Here is an 18,044-nt window from a genome sequence, read left to right as displayed (position 1 = left end):
GTTGCAACGCAAGTTGCGGTTACCGATCCGTGTCGTACATGCGATCGAATCCCGATCACCCCCACAGCGCATCCCCCATCCGCTTCGCCGCATCGTTCGCGAGGACCGAGGCCACGTGCGTGTACCGGGTCATCATCCGCATGGAGCTGTGCCCGAGGATCTCCATCACGACGCGAGGGGAGACGCCCGCCTCGATCAGCAGCGTCCCCGCGGTGTGCCGGTTGTCGTGCACCCGCGCGTCTCGCAGGCCCGCGGCTTCGAGGATGTCCTTGAACTCCTCCCAGTCCATGCGCGGGTCAATCGGCTTTCCGTTGGGCTGGCAGAACACGAGGTCGTTCTCCTCCCAGAGCTCGCCAGCCGCCAGACGCTCGCGCAACTGCTCCTTGCGGTGCGCCTTCAGGAGTGGGACCAGCGGCGGCGGAATGGGGGCTAGCCGCTTGTTCTTGCCCTTCGGTTCCCGGAAGACCAGGCCGCCGCCCGTGCGCTGCGGGCATGCCTTCGCGTGGTCCCTGCAGCCCTTCGGGCACGGCTTCGGGCACCCGCGCTTGTAGTGCTTGTGAGTGGTGCAGTTCTTCCGGCACGCCTTTCGGTGGTGGGCTGCACCGCAGGCGTGCGGATCCTCGCAGCCGTGCTGCCACGTCAGCCGCTGTAGCTGCCACCAGATCTTCGCGACCCCGTTCTCAAGGTCGATGTACTTCCAGCGCAGCCCCAACGCCTCACCCTGCCGCAGTCCGAGCGCGAGGGCAACGGACCAACGGGCGCCGTTGCGGCGCTCGGCAGCCTCGGCGAGGAGGGCGCGGGCCTCCGCCTGATTGAAGGGCTCGATCTCCTCTTCGGCGGCCTGCGGCGGTTCGACGAGGGTAGCGACGTTCCGCGCCACGATGTCCCGCTGCATGGCCACCTTCAGCGCGCGAGCGATGATCCGGTGCGTCTTCAGCACAGTGCCGGACGACAACCCCTGCTTGATCATGCGGAGGTACAGAGCGTCGAGGTGCTCGGCGGCGAGCTTGTCGACGCGGTGCTTCCCAATCCCGGGGAACAAGTACAGCCGGCACTTCGAGCGGTAGTCGTCGAGGGTCCGCGGGCTCATGGTCCCGTCGGCCACCTTGCGGGCGCAGGCCGTGTCCATCCAGGTGGTCAGCCACTGCTCGACGGTCGGCGGGCGACCAGCCTTCTTCGTTCTGCCCGCGTCCCGTTCGCGCTCCAGCTGGCGCACCTTTGCGCGTACTACATCCTCATCCGAACCCATCCGGTGCCGGCGGTCTGGGGCACCGTTCGGCTTCACGCCGACCGTTACCCAGCCGTGCCACTTACCGTCAGCCTCGGAGAAGTACACGGAGGACTCGCCGTTGGCCCGACGGCCGCTCACCCGGCGCGCCCCGGCCGCGCAGGCGGAAGGATGCCCCGCTTACGGGCCTCGTAGATCCACCGGTGAACCGTTCGCACCGGCGCCCCGGAGAGCTCGGCAATCGCTGGCGCAGGCGGCTTGCTCATGTCAGTGAGTTTGCGGTAGGCGTCTGCGACGTCCTGAAGGAACTCATCGCTGATTCGTCCCTGTGGCGGCTTGATCTCCGGCAGTCGCCCCTCATCAGTGACCAGCATCCCGCTGCTTTGCGGACTCATGTGGATCGGCGTCAGCTCAGCGGTGGCGTCGAAGAAGTCCTCCAACGTGTCGAGGGAGGGCGGCGCGGCTTCTGGGGTACCGCCGAAGAACACGGTGCGGGCCTGCTGGAAGCTGCGTTGCATCGACTCGGGCAGGCCTGCCTGAGGGCTGAGGAGGCTGAAGGTCAGGAAACGCTCGACCTCGGAGAAGGGGATGCGACGCCATACGCGTCCGCTGAGTGCTTCGTTCTCGCCCGAGCGCATCACTACGGCTTGTAGGTCGAGACGCTCCTGCCCTTCTTGGCCTGCGCTTTCGTAGTGCAGGTAGACCGTCGGCCCCTCGCCCGAAGACTCGCGAAGTCGTAGCCAACCCCACGGGGCCACGTCGATGGCCCATTGGTCGATGTGGAAGTCCATGCGCGGAGCATGGCACCTCCGCCACGCGGTGAGCAAGTGGAGCCACGCGCGTGAGTAGGTGGCTACGCGTACTTGCGCGACCGTCAGCGACTCTCTACTGTGTGAGTGAGCAAGCGGCGACAAGTACTCGCCGCCACCTACTCGGGAGTCTTGCATGACCCGGATCCTGTACCCCACTGACGAGGTCGCCGAGCAGCTCGGCGTGGGTCTCACCACGGCCAAGGCGCTCATCAAGAGCGGCGAGCTGCGCAGCGTGAAGATCGGCCGCGCTCGACGAGTTCCCGCGGACGCCCTGCGCGAGTACGTGCAGCGGCTCGACCGCGAGCAGAACGGCGAGAGCGCCGCATGAAAGCGGCCCTCACGTAGGCGCCGGTGTTACGAGCACCGACGAAGCGTGAGGGCCAGACGCCCCACACGACGAAGCCCCCGGCTCACCTCCTACAGCGACCGAGGGCTCCTCACTCACAACGAAGGAGAGGACGTCATGTCCAAGGTTACGCACACCCCGGCCCTCGACACCACACCGACCCGTCGCGCGCTGCCGTACATCCCCGAGCAGCCCGGCCCGGTCGACACCTTCGACGCCGGGGAGATCATCGCCGTCCTGCCTGGCGCGGTCGACGAGGCCATGCGGAAGACGCTGCCCGGCTATTACACGCCGGAGAAGGCCGCGCAGATCGCCGCCGGCGCCATCGCGTGGGTGCGCGCGGAGTTCAGCTACCCGGCCCGCGCGTGACCCACTGCTCCGGTCCCCGTCGACTCTGCTCGGCCTCTGTGGTCGGGCGGGGTCCGGGCCCGTGAGCCTCGGGCGGTTCCGCCACCCACCGCCCCGCAGCAGCTTCCCCCAGTCCACAGGCCGTCCGCCCAACGGCCGCCCCTCGGCAAGGACACGAAGTGAACGAACCCCGCCCCGCCCCCTCGCGTGGCGAAACCCTGGACGCGGTGGCGCTATGGGCCTCCGCCCGCGTCACGGAACTGCTCGGTGAGGACGAGACCCCCACGCCGGCATACGGCTCGCCGAAGTGGCAGCAACTGCCCGGGGCTGACCCGCACAAGGCGGCGGCGATGATCACGGCCGCTGAACTGTGGCGCCGCCACGGTCACGACGACATGTCGGTGATCGAGGCGGCCGACTTGTGGCGCAAGTACTGCAGCGACGAGCTGCTGACCTGGTTCAGGGAGGCATCAGCTACTCACGCGCCGCTCGCGAGCAGGAAGACGATCGCCGAGTTGGACGCCCTGGCCAAGCCGAAACCGGCGCACCCGGTACAGGCGACCGCAGGGTGGCCGCCGGTCGCGATCCCGGGCCGGCCGGGCTGGTACCGCCACCTCGTCAACGGCCGCCAGGTCGACGTTCAGCGGGCGGAGGCGGCGGCGTGACCGAGACCTTCGAGCTGATGGCGCACCTCACGGGCGACCGGCCTCGCTGCGAAAGGCACGCTCAGTTCATGCCGTGCCAGCACGTTGAGTGTCAGCCGGGTGCTGGCCAGCCCTCGTGGGCTGCGGACGTGCGGGCTGTCTCGGACGCGCACGCGGTAGCGGAGAACGCGCCGGAGCAGGATGCGCTGCCGAAGGCCTTCAAGCCTGGGGGTTCGTTCTTCCTGCAGGCTCTGGAAACGCCCCCCGCGGTCTGGGGCAATGGCTCCGAGGTGCTGTGGGCCGAGGGTGAGGCGCTGGTCCTCGCGGGCCCGCAGGGCGTGGGGAAGACCACGATCGCATCGCAGCTCGTCCGGGCTCGACTTGGCCTACAGGACACGGTTCTCGGCCTTCCAGTACAGCCGGGGAAGAAGTGCCTGATCCTCGCCATGGACCGGCCCGCCCAGTTCCGCCGGGCTGGCCGACGCATCTTCGGCGCCGACGACGAGGAGTACCTCAACGAACACCTCGTCGTGTGGGAAGGCCCGCCCCCATACGACTTGGCGAAGCGAACCGACATTCTCGCAGCCATGTGCGACAAGGCAGGGGCCGACACCGTCCTCGTCGACTCCATCAAAGACGGCGCCCTCGGTATCTCCGACGACCAGGTGGGCGCCGGCTACAACCGCGCACGGCAGAAGGCGCTCTCCGAAGGCATTCAGGTGCTGGAGAACCACCACGTGAAGAAGGCCGGCGCGAACGGCGGCGAGCCCAACACCATCAACGACGTCTACGGATCCGTCTGGATCACTGCGGGCGCCGGGTCCGTCGTCCTGCTGTGGGGCGAGCCTGGTGATCCAGTCGTCTCGTTCCGGCACTTGAAGCAGCCGATGGATGAGGTCGGCCCCCTGCAACTCATCCATGACCACCAGAGCGGCGTCACCACCGTGCGGCACAGCGCCGACCTGGTGGAGATGGCGCGCATCGGTGGCGTGCACGGGCTTACCGCGGCTGCCGCTGCCGAAGCCCTGTTCGAGACGAAGAAGCCGACCCCGGCTCAGCGGGAGAAGGCCCGACGGAAGCTGGACAAGCTCGTCTCTCAGAAGCTGCTCGTCAAGGTCAACTCGACCACCCCGAACGATCCGGCGCGCTGGTATCCGGCAGCAGCTGAGGGGTCTCGCGGAGCCTCACGGTGACCCTCACGCACCCCCCTCAGGAGCAGACCCTCACGCACCCCTCACGGACCCTCACGCAGAAACCAAACCCGCAGGTCACAGCTTCACGCCGTACCTCACAGACCCTCACGGCCAGGGCCCCTCACGTTCCCCCCTCCTCTTAGAGGAGGGGAACCGTGAGGCCCGAGAGCAACAGGAGGACCCAAATGCCCGATCTCATCTCCGCTGCCGGCCACGTTGCCGTGTTCACCGGAATCGCCGAGGACGGCACCACCCGATTCCACGCACGGCCGCTGCTCGCTTGGACCGTGGGCGACGACGGCCGCCTCGTCGGCCACTACATCAACGCCAACGGGCAGACCGCCGTCGCCAGCGGCGTTCCGAACTTCTACCGGTACATGACTGACAACGAGTGGGAGCCCTTCTTCCTCCGTCAGCTCTCTCTTGCCAGCCCTCGCAAGGCGGCGCCGTGAACGTCGAGGACGTCATACGCGAGCGCATTGCCGCAGCTGCGGCTCGCGACGCTGCGAACAAGCGGCGCCGGCAGGAGCTCGCCGAGGCCCGGCAGCACGGCCTCGCCGCCCGGCATGCGCAGCGCCTCGCCAACCAGGCCCGGCACCCACTCACCGACGAGGAGAAGGCGGGCCCGGTCGGCTACATCGCGGCCTGCCTCGCCGTCCTCCGCACCGGCCGCACCCTCGACGGCGCCAGCGTCGTACTCGCCGCGGTGCGCCCCTCCCCGGACGACATCGCCGAGGCACGCCGCATAACCGAGGGCCTCGCCGCCCTCACCCCCGAAACACCGGCCGTCGACCGGCGGCCGGCCAACCCGAGCTAGGAGCAACCCCGATGAACCTTCACCTCGCGCAGCTGGCACTGCAGGGCGCATCGGCCGCGGCATGGCTGGCCTACCTCATCCAGGGCCGCCCGAACCGGTACGCGGCGCGCCGGCGGCAGCGGGTTGCCCGGCGGCCCCGGTACGCGGCGGGGGCGGTGGACACTGGAGCGGCGTGAGTCAGTTGGGCTTTCAAACGGTCTCTGGTGTGGCGGGTTGTGTTGATGGGGCGGTGCGTTGGTCAGGCGGTGCGCTGGTGAGTTCGGAAGGAAGGGTTCGATGAACGGTTACGGGTTGGTGGCGGTGGTCGTCGCGTCGGTCGCTGTCGTGGCGGTCGCCGTGCTCTGGGCGGTCGTGAAGCTGGCTCAGCACCAGCAGTCGGCGGCGGGCGGGGCTGGCATGGAGCTGGTGGACGGCGAGGCGTTGACGGCATCGCAGGCCGGGCGTGGCGGGTCGGATGTGCGGAGACGGGTCGCGGAGGCGGCGGAGCGTTCCCGGCGTGGGCAGGACTGCGAGTGACGCGCGGGCGGCAGCTGCTGCGGTTGGTGGGTGGGGTGCGGTCGCACCTGTTCGACGCTGCGGGCCTGGGGTTGCTGGCTGTGTCGGCGTTCACCTGGTGCTCGACGGCCGGCTTCGCGGCGGCGGGTGTGGCGGTGCTGGTGCTGAACTTCCGCGTGAATGAGGGCGGCGAGTGAGCGGGCAGCAGCGCGTGTTCTCGGGCCCGTTGGTGGCGCTCGGCATCCCGGAGTTCGTGTGGGACGCGCGCGAGCGGCTGCAGTGCCGGGATGACCCGGAGGCGTTCTTCGCGGAAGGGCTGCGGCCGAGGCAGGCGCGGGTGTTGTGCGCGGGCTGCGTGTATGTGGACCCGTGTGCGCTGTTCGCGCTCGAGCGGCCTGAGTTGGTGGGCGTCTGGGGTGGGACGACGACGCGGGAGCGGCAGTCTCTGCGGCGTCGGTCGGGGGAGGGGTTGGCGGCGGCCTCGTAGGCGCGGCCTCGAGGAGCGATTGACCTGGGTGGACGTCTGTCCATTCGGTTACCGGTAGAGCGGATCAAGGAGTAACGGTCATGGTAGAGATCACGGCGGAGATGGTGGCGGCGGCTGAGGCCGAGGTGACCGAGGCGCAGCGCGGCCGGACTGAGGCGGAGGCGGCGCTGATGGAGTCGCCGACCAGCACGGTGAAGGCGACGGAGCTGACGGCGGCGCTGCGGCGGGTGGCGCAGACTCGGGCGAACGCGGCTGAGCTCCGGCAGGCGCATGCGGAGCAGGTCGCGGCGGAGCGTGCGGCGGCCTCGCGAGAGGAGCTGGAGAAGGTGGCCGGGAAGGACATCGCGGCGGCCGGGAAAGAGCTGAAGGCGGCGCGTGTCCAGCTGGAGGCGGCAGCGGAGGCGGCGCAGCGGGCGCTCGTCGACCTCATGCGGCAGGCGGAGGCGTATGACGTGCTGGTGGAGCGGCACGCGGACGTGTTGGTCGGGCGGGGGCTGGACCTGAACGGCGAGTCGGGTGGCGGGCAGTCGTTCTCAGGGGCGGCGGTGAAGGTGCGCGGGCAGCTGTTCCAGTCGGCTGGGTCTGGTGCGGTGCTGGCGTGCCTGGCGCATCGGGTGGCGGAGGCGCGACTGCCGCAGCCGAACTACATGGTGGGGGTGCTGGAGTACAACTGCGGCCGTGTGGTGCCGGAGGACCGGGAGGACGGGCTGCTGTCGGGGCTGCCGACCGTCGAGCGGGTGGAGTTCCCGGCGCTGCCTCCGTTGAGGTCTGCGGTGTAGCGGTGTGCTGGTTGCGAGGGCGCCCGGTTCTTCCTGCGGGGAGGGCTGGGCGTCTCGCGTTTCGGTGCTGTGTTGGGTGCACGCGCCGCGGGCGGGGTGGCGTGCCGAGTTGTTGCAGCGATGAACTGACAGACACGGCAGCCATATTGGATAATCTCGGTTATCCACTACTTTGGGGGTTGAGTATGACCGAGCCGACTCCGGCCGAAGACACTGCCACCGTTGAGCGACTCCTCGACTACTGGCTCGAAGACCTCGGCGAGCGCGAAGGCCGTCCGGCCACTCGCACGAACGCCATCGAGGCGCGCTGGAAGGGCGGCGTGCGGAAGCTGACCGCCGACGAGGCGAACGACTTCGACGAGTGGGTGCGCACGCGCGCCAACGTCATCCTTCTCAACCCCGATTCGCCGGAAGGTGTCCGCTACAAGGCGCGGCAGGATCAGCAGGCCGTGGCCCGCTGGCTGAAGGCGGAGGGCTACCGGTGACCGAACTGCAGGTACAGCCCCCGGCGAGTGACGTCGTTCCCTTCCGGCACGACCCCCGCGACGACTGGCCCGACGAGGCCCGAGCCTTCCGTGACGAGTTGGCCGGCATCTACGGCGACGACCCGTTGCCCGACCTGGCGGGGGCGTGGGTTGCTCGGCAGCGGTCCGCGAACACTCGGAGGGCGTATGTCCGCCGGTTCCGCGGCTGGGAGGCGTACGCCCGATCTGCTGGTGTCCACCCCCTCAAGGCGACGCTGCCGCTCGCTGACGCCTACTCCCGGCACCTCGAGACCGCGCCAACCTTGGTGCGGGTAAAGGGCGGCCGGCGCGGCGAGACCGCGCCGGTGGGCAAGCCGCTGTCTCCCTCGGGCAGGGCTCAGGCTCTCTCGGCCGCTGGGAGCTTCTACACGTACGCCGCACGTCTCGGTGCCGTGCCTGCCGACCCATTCGCGGCCGTGGCCCGCCCGGACATCGACCCGGACCACTCCAGCACTCAGGGGCTCACCCCGGACGAGACGGCCCGGCTGCTCGAGGCCGCGCGTGAACACGCCCCCCGCTCGTATGCGTTGGTCGCGCTGCTGTATCTCCTCGGGCCACGCGTCGACGAGGTGCTCGCCCTGGACGTCGAACAGCTCGGCTACGACCGCGGACACAGAACACTGCCGCTGCGCCGCAAGGGCGGCCGGGTGCAGGCGGTTCCCGTGCCTCCGCTCGCCCTGGACGCGCTGCTCACCTACCTCGACGGCCGGACCAAGGGACCGCTGTTCGTCACCAGCAGCGGGCGTCGCTGGTCAGAGCCGGAGGTATGGAAGCATTTGCGGGTGCTGGCGCGCCGGGCGGATCTGCCGCAGGCGGACAGCATCAAACCGCACGCTCTGCGGCACGGGTTCATCACTGACGCCTTGGACAACGGTGTGCCGCTGCACGAGGTGCAGGACGCTGCCGGGCACCGGGATCCGAGGACGACGCAGCGCTACAACCGGCGTCGTGGGCGTCTGGACGGGCATCCGGCGTACAAGGTGGCGGCGGCGATGGCTGAGCGTCTGGCGGACCGCACCGACGCGTGAGGTGCCGCGTTCCTGATCGGCGGGCAAGGGCCCCTGGCTTCGGCTGGGGGCCTTGTTGTATTCCCACAGGTGGCGAGTCATGCGTGCATTTCCGGCGCTACCCCACCAGTGCGTGCACTTCGTCCGGCGTGCACGACCTTCGACAGGAGGAATCACGGTCAGAGTTGCGTTGACCAGTAAAATCTGTATATGGGAAACGTGAACGCGCACGCTGATGCGCCGCTTGTTCTGCCTCTGTCCCCGAAGGTGTCGCGCAAAGAGCGGGCCGCGGTCCTGCTCGCACTTGGTAGCTCTTCCACAATCGCGGGCCGTGCCCTGGACGTCGACCCGTCCACGGTGCGCCGCTGGCGCCAGACTCCCGGGTTCAAGGCCACGGTCAGCGACCTGCGGCTGCGGCTGATAGGTCACGACTCCGTGGGCGTTCTCGCCGCTGTGACGGCCTCGGAGAACGGCGACGCCCGGTGAGGCGCCGCGTGGGCCGTCTGCGGCCTGGGAGGGCGTCAGCGGCCCGCATGGATGCCAGGCGTCGCCTGGTCGACAGCTTCGCCCGTACCGCCCCTGACGGCGTGAAGGCTCTAGTCGTCACCGACTACACCGCCGGCGACTCGCCATGGGTCGATGGTCTGGCCGAGCGGCTGGCGACTGGCGACGTGACCCGCTGCAAGCACCTCGTACACGGGTCCGGCAGCGGCTTTTTGTACGCCTCCGAGGGCTATGGCCGCTGCCTGGACTGCCACGTGACCGATGCTGCGGGCGAGATCGCGCAGGGGCGGGCAGCGGGCGGCATGGGGGCGGCTTGCCAGCGTTGCCGGGCGGCTGTCGAGCCGACGCTGCTGCGGCCGGTGGCGGTCGAGCTGGCGCCGTGGGTGGTCCTGTCGGCTCTGTGCCCGCTCTGTGCGGCGGTTCTGCTCCATGAAGGGCAGCGGGGCCAGGGGCTGGCGGCTGTGGCCGGCGGGGTGGGGTGAGCCGTGTCCGCGAACGTCGTTGAAATCCTCGTCTCCGCGAAGGATCTCGCATCACCCACGATGGCGCGCCTGAATGCGCAGGTGGAAGGCTCCAGCAAGGCAATGGCGGCCTTCCACAAGACGGCGATGATCGGCGCAGCCGGGCTGGTGGCCATCGGTGCCGAGAGCGTGAAGATGGCGTCGAAGTTCGACGCGAGCATGGCCCTGCTGCACACGCAGGCAGGCGTGTCACAGGACAAGATCGCCGGGTTGAAGAAGGGCGTCCTGGCCCTCGCCGGGAAAGTCGGCCAGGCCCCCGACAGCCTCGCCGAGTCGCTGTACCACGTGGAGTCCAACTTCGAGTCGACGGGTATCTCCGGGGCGAAGGCTTTGAAGCTGGTGGAGACCGCGGCGAAGGGCGCCACCGTCGGTCACGCCGACCTCGTCGACGTCACCAACGCGTTGACGGCCGCCGTCGCGTCCGGAATTCCCGGCGTCGAAAATATGGACAAGGCGATGGGCGCGCTCAACGCCACCGTCGGCTCCGGTGATATGAAGATGCAGGACCTTGCCGACGCGTTCGGCACGGGCATGCTGGCCACTGTGAAGGGCTTCGGCCTCAGCATCACCGACGTCGGCGCAGCCCTCGCGGTGTTCGGTGACAACAACATCCGCGGCGCGAAGGCGGGCACCGAGCTCCGGATGATGGTGCAAGGCCTCGCCCACCCGGTGGCCACGGCCAAAGATGAGCTGTCCAAGCTCGGGCTCGCTCAGGACGACCTCGCGCAGGACATGCAGAAGGGCGGCTTGAACGCTGCTCTGAAGGATTTGGTGGGCCGGATGAGGGCCGCCGGTGTGACGAGCAAGGAAGAGGGACAGGTCATCACTGACCTGTTCGGTAAGAAGGCTGGCCAGGGCATCAACATGCTGGTCAGCGAGTTCGAGAAGGTGGAGTCGAAGTATCCCGCCGTGATCCGCGGCGCGAAGAACGCCGGCCAAGCGTTCGCGGATACGCAGAAGACGTTCGCAGCCAAGATGAAAGATCTGCAGTCCAGCTTCGACGCCCTGATGATCAGCATGGGTGAGAAGTTGATCCCGCCCCTGCAAAGCTTCGTGTCCCTGCTCCTCGCCCACAAGAGCGCTGCCGTGGCCGCGGCGGCTGGCCTGGCTGGGCTGCTCGCCGCGACGGTCGCGGTGTCCGCCGCGATGAAGGTTGCTGCCGCCGCGACGCTCGTATGGAACGGCGCAGTCAAGGGCGTCGCCGCCATTCAGGGTGTGTTCGAGACGGTCGCACTACGCGCAATGCTCATGAAGGACGCGTTCCTTGCGGCCGGTAAGGGCGTGGCTGGCCTCAGAGCGGCGTTTGCGGAGATGGGCGCGGTCGGCAAAGCCAGCGTGATCGTGACGGGGCTCGCGCTGCTCGCTCTCGGCGTTTACAAGCTGTCCAGCAGCAGTAAAGAGGCGAGGGTCAGCATCGACGACCTGGCGCGGTCGATCGAGACGGGCCTCGACAAGGGCCGCGTCAACAGTTCTGTCATCGATGACCTGCGGAAGGCGCAGCAGGGCCTCGTCAAGGACACTGACGACACGGCGTCGGCGTGGGACAAGTTCAAGTACACGTTCTCGCACCCTGGTGCGACGTGGTCCTCGTCGGCGTCGTCGGCGAAGGCTGCGGCGAACGACTACCGGGATCTTGGGAAGGCGATCGGGCAGATCGCGCAGTCCAAGGGCGTGGACACCGCGACGCAGGCGTTGGCGATGCTGGCGAAGCAGGGCGTCCACATCCCGACGAAGTACCTGAAGGACTTCACCAACGCGTCGAAGGACAGCGCGGTCGAGTCGAAGCTGACCGCGGCCAGCATGGGCCTGTTCGGTGACGCCGCCGTGTCGACGCAGAAGGCGCTCAATGGGGAGGCGCAGTCCGCGAAGGGCCTCGAACAGTCCATCATGGCGCTCAACCAGGTCCATCGGGCGGCGTATGACGCCGACACGGCGTTCTACCAGGCCATGTCTGACGCGTCGAAGGCCGTGAAGGAGAACGGGAAGACCCTCGACATCACCACCGATGCAGGCCGGAAAAACCGGTCGGTGCTGTCTGATCTCGCAGCGAAGACCGAAGACTACGTCGACAAGATGAGCAAGCAGCACTTTGCTGCGGACCAGATCGACAAGGTCTATCAGCAGGGTCGGAAGAGCCTCATCGACAACGCCCGAGCCATGGGCGACAACGCGACTCAGGCGAAGAAGCTTGCTGATCAGCTGCTGAACTTCCCGGCTGCGAAGAAGTTGCAGCTACAGATCAGCGACCAGCAAGCCGTGAAGGATCTGGACTCGTTCAACGCGGCGGTGAAGCGGAGTCCGAAGGCCAAGTCGGTGACGCTGACGACGCTGTCGAAGTCCGCCGAGACCGTGCTGGAGAACTTCGGGTTCAAGGTCACGCATTTGAAGAACGGCAGCGTGAAGGTCACGGCTGTCACCGGGGCTGCCCTGTCGGCGATCAGAAACGTCCAGGGCGCCGTCGACGCACTGCATGACAAGACCATCGGTATCGGTGTCTACACGACCCACTACTACAAGACGGTGCAGCAGGGCGGAGCCCATTCCGGACCGCAGCTCCCCGGCATGCCGGGTGCTGCGCACGGTGGTCTCATGCCTCGCTACGCCGACGGTGGAGACGTTCAGTACGCCCCGAACGGTCTTGTCCGCGGGCCGGGTACGGGCACGTCGGACGACATCTTGGCGTTCTTCGAGTCCGGCGCCCGAGGCATGATCAGCGACACGGAGTTCGTGGTCAACGCGCGGTCGACCCGGAAGTACCTGCCGCTGCTACAGCTGATCAACAAGGACAAGCTGGGTCACTTTGCACGGGGCGGCCTGACGCAGGCCGAGAAAGACGCCCGCAACCAGCTGAACAGCGACTTCGGCATCAGTTCCTTCGGTCATATCGCCGGGTACAAGAGGACCCCGTTCGAGCGCAATCTTGGCGCGCCGGACGACATCAACGCGCTGGTCTCCAGCCTGAACGACGCGGCGGGCAAGATCCGGGCCGCTTTCTCCGGGAAGACCGAGTCGAGCCTGCTGAAGCACCTCAACAGCGTCGGCAAGTCCCTGATCAACTACGAGAAGCAGCTGACCAAGGTCACCGCATCACTGTCCTCAGCGAAGGACAAACTCAACAGCCTGAAGGACGCCGCGTCGCAGCTGTCCGACAACGTGAAGTCCAGCCTCATCAGCTCGGCGAACATCACCAAGGCCGCGGGCGGCACCGACGGCGGCACGCTCACGCTGAACGCGGTCAAGACCCAGATGACGATGAGCCGCGACAAGGTGATCGCGTTCGCCAACGCATTGAAGCAGCTCAAGGCGAAGGGGTTCTCCGCCAGCATCATCCAGCAGGTCGCCGAAGCCGGCATCGACGGCGGCGGCTTGGAGACTGCGGGCGCGCTGCTGCAAGCCAGTTCGTCCGAGGTGTCCACGATCAACGCGACGCAGTCGCAGATCGAGTCCGCTGCCGGATCGGCAGGCAAGACCACGGCGTCCGCGGTGTACGACAAGGCGATCCAGGCGCAGGAGCGGTACGTCAAGACGCTCACCGACCAGCAGAAAAAGCTCGAAACCGCCATGGCCAACCTGGCCAAGAGCATGGAGAAGCTGCTTCAGCGGGCCCTCGGCCACAAGGCCACGGGCGGCATCGTCGGCATGGCCGCGGCGGGTGGCCTCCGCTCCTCACTCACGTGGGTCGGCGAGCAAGGCCCCGAACTCCTGGACCTGCCCGCCGGGTCGCGGGTGTGGAGCAACCCCGACAGTCAGCGGATGGTACAGACGCCGTGGGCGTCGATGCTCACCACCCAGCGAACCGCCCACACCGCCGCCGCGGCGAGCCCGCCGGCGCAGCAGAAGCAGGTACTCGTTCTGGAGATCAGGGCGGGTGACAGCAGCGAGTACACCCAGTTCCTTGTTGCTCAGCTGCGAAAGGCGGTCCGGGCTACCGGATCTGTTGAGGCAACGTTCGCGCCGCCACGCGGAAGGTAGGCGCAGCCTGAAGGCCCCCGCGGTGACAGGACGCCGCGGGGGCCTTGCTACACCCGCGGCGTCCTCTCGTCCCGGGGGACGGGGGTGCTGAGGACGGACGGGCGTTCATGGTGCGGGATCGCCCCTGACAGGGGCGCAGGGACGATCCCGCGTCTCCAGCGCCCTGACCCTCGTCTTCGCCGTCAGATAGGTCCCGCTGGAGTCTGGCCCGCACCCGGCACGTCGGCATGCCAGGCACGGGAGTATCAGCGGCGCGTCGGCGCCGTCTGCTGGAGAGCGCGCTGGCACGCGTAGGCGTGGACGACGATGACGGCACCGCCCGCGGTCGCGCCGTCAATGTAGATCTCTCGGCGCGTCTCGCCGGGCCGGAACGGCACGTTGCACCGGGCGCAGTTCATCGGCGGAGCTCCAACACGAGGGCGTGCAAGGCGCGGCGGGTCTCGCAGAGGGTGGCGTCGTCCGCGCACTGCTCGCACCGGCCGGGGTGGTCGTTGCGCGCGGCCAGGACGGCACGCCGTGTGCAGGGCCGGCAGGCCCGGGGGAACCAGTGGCCCCCGTCGGTCTCGCGCTCGCCGAGGTCAATGGCCGTCGCGGTGGACAACGGTTCGCCGCCCCACACGCACTCGGCGCCGCGCGCCCTGGCGTCCGGCAGGACTTCCAGGGGTGGCAGGGGGATGAGCGGCAGGAGTTCGGTGGGGATGTCGACTAGGGCGCGGGTCTCGGCGGTCGTCATGCGAGGGCCTCCGCTTCGGTGCGGTAGGTGCCGGGGCCGAAGGCGGCGGCGATGAGTGCGGGGTCGTTGAGGTGGCCCGTACCGTCGGGGCGCCACAGCCAGAACCGGCCTTCCACCTGCCAGCCCGTCGGCGGGCACAGCAGCAGCCAGCCCTCGGGATGCACAGTCAGGTGCCGGACGTCGGCGAGTTCCTCGGCCGCGTTCGGCGCGATCAGCCAGTGCATCCGGTTGGCGTCGGGGTCGGCGAGTACGGGGCCGTGTGGTGAGTTCCGGATCCTCGAGGCCGCCGGCCAACCTCGCGTAAGGCTGGACTCGGCGACAAGCCAGTGAGCGCCGGAGGCGATGGGGGCGAGTGTCTCCTGATCCCATGCTGTGTGGACGGCGAGGGGGGCGTCGCTGCACTCAGCAAGCCAGGTGTCCCCGGCCTCGTACTGTGCAGCGAAGCGCGTCGGGTGGGCCATGACCAGGACGTTAGGGACAGCCGCGAATCACGGCACGGTGTGATTCGCGAATATTCGCCTAGTGGCTGGCGTGATTCGCCGTGATGCTCACGCGAGGTCGGAGGCCTGGGCGCGGGCCCGCGCGAGCAGCCGGCGCGCCTGCGTCCCGTACACGGCCGCCGCGGCGAGCGCGTCCCACACACGGCGGTACAGGCTGACGGTGTCGGCGTCGTCTAGCCACAGTTCGGCGTGCCAGTCCTCGACGATGGCGAGGCGGTCGTCGTACAGCCAGAACCCGTTGGCCGGCGGGATGGCGAGCTGCGCACCAAAGGGCACGATGCCGAGCTGCACGGTGTCCAGGCCGATGACGGAGGCGAGTCGGTCCATCTGCCCGGCGAGGACGTCCCGAGGCGCCACAGCGGCGTACAGGGCCGCTTCCCACAGCAGGACGTGGAAGACCCGGCCCGGCTCGTACAGCAGCGCCTGGCGGCCGATGCGGGCCCGCACGGCGTCCTCTACGTCGCGGGGCGACTGTTGCAGTTCGGCGTAGCGCGTGAAGACGTGCCGGGCGTAGTCCGCGGTCTGCAGCATGCCGACCACCATTGCTCCCTCCCATGCCCGTAGCCGGGTGGAGCGTTCGTATTCGACGGTGAGGACGTCCTGCACGGGCCGGTGCCCGGCGCGCAGTTGGCGGCGCCACGACCGTGTGTGAGTCTCCAGGCCCTGCAGACGGGCGGCGAGCTCCTCGGCCGCGGCTGGGTGGCCGGTGGCCGTAGCCCAGGCGCTCAGGTCTTCCGCGGTGGCGGTTTGCCGGCCGGTCTCCAGCTTGGACACCTTGGCCTGCGGCCAGCCGAGCAGGCCCGCCAGGTCACGCTGGGTGCGCTGGCCGCGCAGCTCGCGGAGCCGGCGGCCGAGCGCCTCGCGGGCCTGCTGGAAGTCCGTGCTCACACCGGCAAGTTACCCGCGGTGGTGGTCGTAGGGCACGGCACGGTGCCATGCAGCCTCGCGGGCCTGGGCGTAGCGGAGCACCTCGACCGGGTTCGTGATGAGCTCCACGCCGGTCATCTCGTCGGCGTCGTCGAAGTGGAGCAGGGCGACCACGCGCGCGTCGAACAGCCAGAAGTCCGCGTTCGGCAGTTGCAGCTCGGCGGCCTTGCTTCGGGTGAGGACGCGGATGGTCTCGCCGGCGGCCGTGTTCCGTCGGGCGTTGTCGAGTAGGTACCGCTGGCCTTCGGTGGGCGGCTCGTCGAGGATCCGCACCCGATCGAACCGCTTGCCGAGGGCGGTCTGCTCGCGGCGTTCGAGGCACCACGGGTCGTCGAGGTCCCAGCCGACGCGGCCGGCGGCGAGGAACTGCCGGTAGGTGTCCTGCTGCTCGTCCCAGGCGTAGCGGCGGCGCGTCTCCAGCCGCCACGCTGAGTGGCGGAGCGTGGTGAACATGCCGTCGAACTCTTCGAAGCTGATCATCTGAGGCACGTGGACAGCCTCGCGGGGACCGAAGTTCGCGAGCAACTCCCGCGGGACGACGACCGCCCCCTCATGCGTGGTCAGGTTCTCGAGCTGGCCGAGTTCCTCGGGGTCGATGACGCGGTCGCCCTGAACGACGTAGTCACCGGACGGCGTGGTGTACAGCGTGGGGCAACCGTTGTTGCCGCTGTTGGTGCCGACTTTCCACAGCCTGCGGGTCATGCGATCCCCCTTGGGATAGACGGTGGCCGCACGGTAGTCCGGGCAAGCAGTGAGGGAACAGTGGGCCGTCGGGCGGTGCAGTGAAGGCGGGGTAACCCCTCGGGACTGATGGGACGGGGTTACAGTCCGGCAACAGGCACCCCCCGACTGCCATCAACCGCCACTGTTGGTGCAGGTTCGCACAGCTGAGAAAGAGGGGGCCTCGTGCGCCGCTTCCTGCCCATCGCCGCCATCCTGCTGACCGCTGCCTGCAGCAGCGGATCACCGAACGCCGCACCGACGCCGGCGCACGCCACATCCCGGACGCCGGCAGCAGGTGCTCATGCTGCGGCTGCGCCCACCCGCAGCGCGGCTAAGCCGAAGCCCTCGGCCTCTGCGAAGGGCTGCCCGACTGTGGGGGACGTCATCTTGTGGATGAGAGTGGCCGGTGTTCCCGACCAGGCTCAGAGGTTGGGTGGTAACGGCTACCCGAACTGCGAGTCCACTTTTGACATGGTGCGGAAGACTTCGCCGACCGTCCCTGGGGCGTGCACAGAAGCAGCGTGGGCGAGCGATAACCCCGGCTATGACGCTGATGCCACCCCGGCAAAGCGTCTCAAGAAGGTACAGGTGTCGGTCGGCCCTGCCTGCTGAGATCGAAGGTGTAGGAACCGGGTTATGACGACTGAGGTACTGCCGTTCTGTGGCTGCCGCCACTCCGTGACTGGTCAGACGATCTGGCCAGAAACAAAACGGTGCACCCGTCAACGCACGAACGGGGTGCAGTGCAAAGCGAAGAGGACGATCTGGCCTACTGCCCACGTCGAGGCGCCCGATCCTGAGTCTTGCTGGAAGCACATGAGCCAGGAGGAGCAGCGGGAGTGCAACCGCGGCCGTGCGCGGTGCCTTGAGACAGAACCGCAATGCGCCGTCTGCCACAAGGGCTGGGAGCAGGTGGCACGGCTGATCGCGGCGAACGGTGGCATTTTCATCTGCGATGACTGCCTTAAACCGTGAACCCGATTGAGCGGACGGCCGTTGAGTTGGCGGTCGGCTACGAGCGATCACAAGGCCGCACCGTGACCTACGTTGGCAATGGTTGGCCTGTGGGACTCCGCGGGGAGGTTCGAGAGTGGGCCCAAAAGCGACATCCTGGCGCCCGAAGCCTCACATGCGACTTGGTGTCGCGTGAACGGGATGGCAGCTTCGCCCGCTTGATCGAGGTGAAGGGCAAGGGCGGACGCGGTTCCTCGGTTCCGATCATTGACCGGCAGCGTGAGGCGATGCTCGAACTTGGACCAGATTGGTGGCTGTACGTCGTGCTGGACTGCAAGACGGCTCCGGTCCTGGTCGTCGTCGAGGACCCGAGTCGGCTGCCCTGGCAGCTGATCACTCCCGCTCGGGTGCTCCCAGAAGGCCAATACCGACGAGTGGGCGACGAAGGCCGATGGCACACTGCGCCTACGGACGTCCTCGCCGGTGGAGAGCAGGTCGATGTCAGCTTGTGACTCCGCGGTTGCCCTTCA

25 protein-coding genes are annotated in these 18,044 nt (G+C 68.3%); 18 read left to right on the top strand and 7 right to left on the bottom strand.

Translation table 11 applies throughout. The features are described from left to right. Window positions 1-55 precede the first annotated feature (55 nt). Both AB0L59_RS30270 and AB0L59_RS30265 read right to left on the bottom strand, forming a co-directional pair. Window positions 56-1,336, bottom strand: coding sequence for a site-specific integrase (locus AB0L59_RS30270; RefSeq protein WP_365589791.1), 1,281 nt, complete (start codon window positions 1,334-1,336; stop codon window positions 56-58). Window positions 1,337-1,365: 29 nt separating this feature from the next. After that, window positions 1,366-2,019, bottom strand: coding sequence for a hypothetical protein (locus tag AB0L59_RS30265; RefSeq protein ID WP_365589789.1), 654 nt, complete (start codon window positions 2,017-2,019; stop codon window positions 1,366-1,368). Window positions 2,020-2,173: 154 nt separating this feature from the next. On the opposite strand from AB0L59_RS30265, the gene AB0L59_RS30260 reads away from it, so the two are divergent. The 16 genes from AB0L59_RS30260 to AB0L59_RS30185 all read left to right on the top strand — a co-directional run bounded on the left by AB0L59_RS30260 (window position 2,174) and on the right by AB0L59_RS30185 (window position 13,677). After that, window positions 2,174-2,368 carry a helix-turn-helix domain-containing protein gene (locus AB0L59_RS30260; protein ID WP_365589787.1) on the top strand — a complete coding sequence of 65 codons (195 nt, stop codon included), beginning with the start codon at window positions 2,174-2,176 and terminating at the stop codon, window positions 2,366-2,368. 135 nt (window positions 2,369-2,503) lie between these two features. Beyond that, on the top strand, window positions 2,504-2,755 hold the full coding sequence (locus tag AB0L59_RS30255; RefSeq protein WP_365589785.1) for a hypothetical protein: 252 nt from the start codon (window positions 2,504-2,506) through the stop codon (window positions 2,753-2,755). A 158-nt stretch (window positions 2,756-2,913) separates the two neighbouring features. Then, complete coding sequence (locus AB0L59_RS30250) at window positions 2,914-3,399, top strand: hypothetical protein (RefSeq protein ID WP_365589783.1); 486 nt, start codon at window positions 2,914-2,916, stop codon at window positions 3,397-3,399. Beyond that, window positions 3,396-4,571 (top strand): AAA family ATPase, encoded by a 1,176-nt coding sequence (locus AB0L59_RS30245; RefSeq protein WP_365589781.1) that lies wholly within the window; start codon window positions 3,396-3,398, stop codon window positions 4,569-4,571. The genes AB0L59_RS30250 and AB0L59_RS30245 overlap by 4 nt, the downstream gene beginning before the upstream one ends. Before the next feature lie 185 nt (window positions 4,572-4,756). Further along, the gene (locus tag AB0L59_RS30240; protein WP_365589779.1) at window positions 4,757-5,023 is read left to right on the top strand and encodes a DUF6253 family protein; all 267 of its coding nucleotides are present in this window, start codon (window positions 4,757-4,759) and stop codon (window positions 5,021-5,023) included. Next, window positions 5,020-5,388 (top strand): hypothetical protein, encoded by a 369-nt coding sequence (locus AB0L59_RS30235; RefSeq protein WP_365589777.1) that lies wholly within the window; start codon window positions 5,020-5,022, stop codon window positions 5,386-5,388. The genes AB0L59_RS30240 and AB0L59_RS30235 overlap by 4 nt, the downstream gene beginning before the upstream one ends. Before the next feature lie 11 nt (window positions 5,389-5,399). Continuing rightward, window positions 5,400-5,564 carry a hypothetical protein gene (locus AB0L59_RS30230; protein ID WP_365589775.1) on the top strand — a complete coding sequence of 55 codons (165 nt, stop codon included), beginning with the start codon at window positions 5,400-5,402 and terminating at the stop codon, window positions 5,562-5,564. 100 nt (window positions 5,565-5,664) lie between these two features. Continuing rightward, the gene (locus tag AB0L59_RS30225; protein WP_365589773.1) at window positions 5,665-5,904 is read left to right on the top strand and encodes a hypothetical protein; all 240 of its coding nucleotides are present in this window, start codon (window positions 5,665-5,667) and stop codon (window positions 5,902-5,904) included. After that, window positions 5,901-6,080, top strand: coding sequence for a hypothetical protein (locus AB0L59_RS30220; RefSeq protein WP_365589771.1), 180 nt, complete (start codon window positions 5,901-5,903; stop codon window positions 6,078-6,080). Before AB0L59_RS30225 ends, AB0L59_RS30220 begins: the two co-directional genes overlap by 4 nt. Beyond that, complete coding sequence (locus AB0L59_RS30215) at window positions 6,077-6,370, top strand: WhiB family transcriptional regulator (protein WP_365589770.1); 294 nt, start codon at window positions 6,077-6,079, stop codon at window positions 6,368-6,370. Before AB0L59_RS30220 ends, AB0L59_RS30215 begins: the two co-directional genes overlap by 4 nt. A gap of 80 nt (window positions 6,371-6,450) precedes the next feature. Beyond that, window positions 6,451-7,149, top strand: coding sequence for a hypothetical protein (locus tag AB0L59_RS30210; RefSeq protein ID WP_365589768.1), 699 nt, complete (start codon window positions 6,451-6,453; stop codon window positions 7,147-7,149). 185 nt (window positions 7,150-7,334) lie between these two features. After that, window positions 7,335-7,634, top strand: coding sequence for a hypothetical protein (locus AB0L59_RS30205; protein WP_365589766.1), 300 nt, complete (start codon window positions 7,335-7,337; stop codon window positions 7,632-7,634). Next, window positions 7,631-8,701 carry a tyrosine-type recombinase/integrase gene (locus tag AB0L59_RS30200; RefSeq protein ID WP_365589764.1) on the top strand — a complete coding sequence of 357 codons (1,071 nt, stop codon included), beginning with the start codon at window positions 7,631-7,633 and terminating at the stop codon, window positions 8,699-8,701. Before AB0L59_RS30205 ends, AB0L59_RS30200 begins: the two co-directional genes overlap by 4 nt. A 189-nt stretch (window positions 8,702-8,890) precedes the next feature. Continuing rightward, window positions 8,891-9,166, top strand: coding sequence for a hypothetical protein (locus tag AB0L59_RS30195; RefSeq protein WP_365589763.1), 276 nt, complete (start codon window positions 8,891-8,893; stop codon window positions 9,164-9,166). Between the two features lie 47 nt (window positions 9,167-9,213). Continuing rightward, on the top strand, window positions 9,214-9,666 hold the full coding sequence (locus tag AB0L59_RS30190) for a hypothetical protein (RefSeq protein WP_365589761.1): 453 nt from the start codon (window positions 9,214-9,216) through the stop codon (window positions 9,664-9,666). Between the two features lie 3 nt (window positions 9,667-9,669). Further along, entirely contained in the window at window positions 9,670-13,677 is a 4,008-nt protein-coding gene (locus AB0L59_RS30185) for a phage tail tape measure protein (protein WP_365589759.1), read from the top strand. Between the two features lie 245 nt (window positions 13,678-13,922). Here AB0L59_RS30185 and AB0L59_RS30180 read toward each other — a convergent pair whose 3' ends face one another. From AB0L59_RS30180 to AB0L59_RS30160, 5 genes are all read right to left on the bottom strand, one after another. Continuing rightward, on the bottom strand, window positions 13,923-14,075 hold the full coding sequence (locus AB0L59_RS30180) for a hypothetical protein (RefSeq protein WP_365589757.1): 153 nt from the start codon (window positions 14,073-14,075) through the stop codon (window positions 13,923-13,925). Further along, a complete protein-coding gene (locus tag AB0L59_RS30175; RefSeq protein WP_365589755.1) occupies window positions 14,072-14,410 on the bottom strand; it encodes a hypothetical protein in 339 nt (112 codons plus the stop codon). Before AB0L59_RS30175 ends, AB0L59_RS30180 begins: the two co-directional genes overlap by 4 nt. Next, window positions 14,407-14,871: a hypothetical protein gene (locus AB0L59_RS30170; protein ID WP_365589753.1), complete on the bottom strand. Its 465-nt coding sequence runs from the start codon at window positions 14,869-14,871 to the stop codon at window positions 14,407-14,409. Before AB0L59_RS30170 ends, AB0L59_RS30175 begins: the two co-directional genes overlap by 4 nt. 87 nt (window positions 14,872-14,958) lie before the next feature. Next, on the bottom strand, window positions 14,959-15,798 hold the full coding sequence (locus AB0L59_RS30165) for a helix-turn-helix transcriptional regulator (protein ID WP_365589751.1): 840 nt from the start codon (window positions 15,796-15,798) through the stop codon (window positions 14,959-14,961). Between the two features lie 9 nt (window positions 15,799-15,807). Beyond that, entirely contained in the window at window positions 15,808-16,539 is a 732-nt protein-coding gene (locus tag AB0L59_RS30160) for a DUF6879 family protein (protein WP_365589749.1), read from the bottom strand. Between the two features lie 657 nt (window positions 16,540-17,196). Between AB0L59_RS30160 and AB0L59_RS30155 the strand changes: the two genes are divergently transcribed. Next, window positions 17,197-17,535, top strand: coding sequence for a ClpX C4-type zinc finger protein (locus tag AB0L59_RS30155; RefSeq protein ID WP_365589747.1), 339 nt, complete (start codon window positions 17,197-17,199; stop codon window positions 17,533-17,535). Then, window positions 17,532-18,026 carry a DUF3883 domain-containing protein gene (locus AB0L59_RS30150; RefSeq protein ID WP_365589745.1) on the top strand — a complete coding sequence of 165 codons (495 nt, stop codon included), beginning with the start codon at window positions 17,532-17,534 and terminating at the stop codon, window positions 18,024-18,026. Before AB0L59_RS30155 ends, AB0L59_RS30150 begins: the two co-directional genes overlap by 4 nt. Window positions 18,027-18,044 lie beyond the last annotated feature (18 nt).

The organism is Streptomyces sp. NPDC052109 (genome assembly GCF_040680195.1).
Lineage (GTDB): Bacteria > Actinomycetota > Actinomycetes > Streptomycetales > Streptomycetaceae > Streptomyces.
The sequence above is the reverse complement of the archived record's forward strand: the minus strand, read 5'-3'. Positions and strand labels throughout refer to the sequence as shown.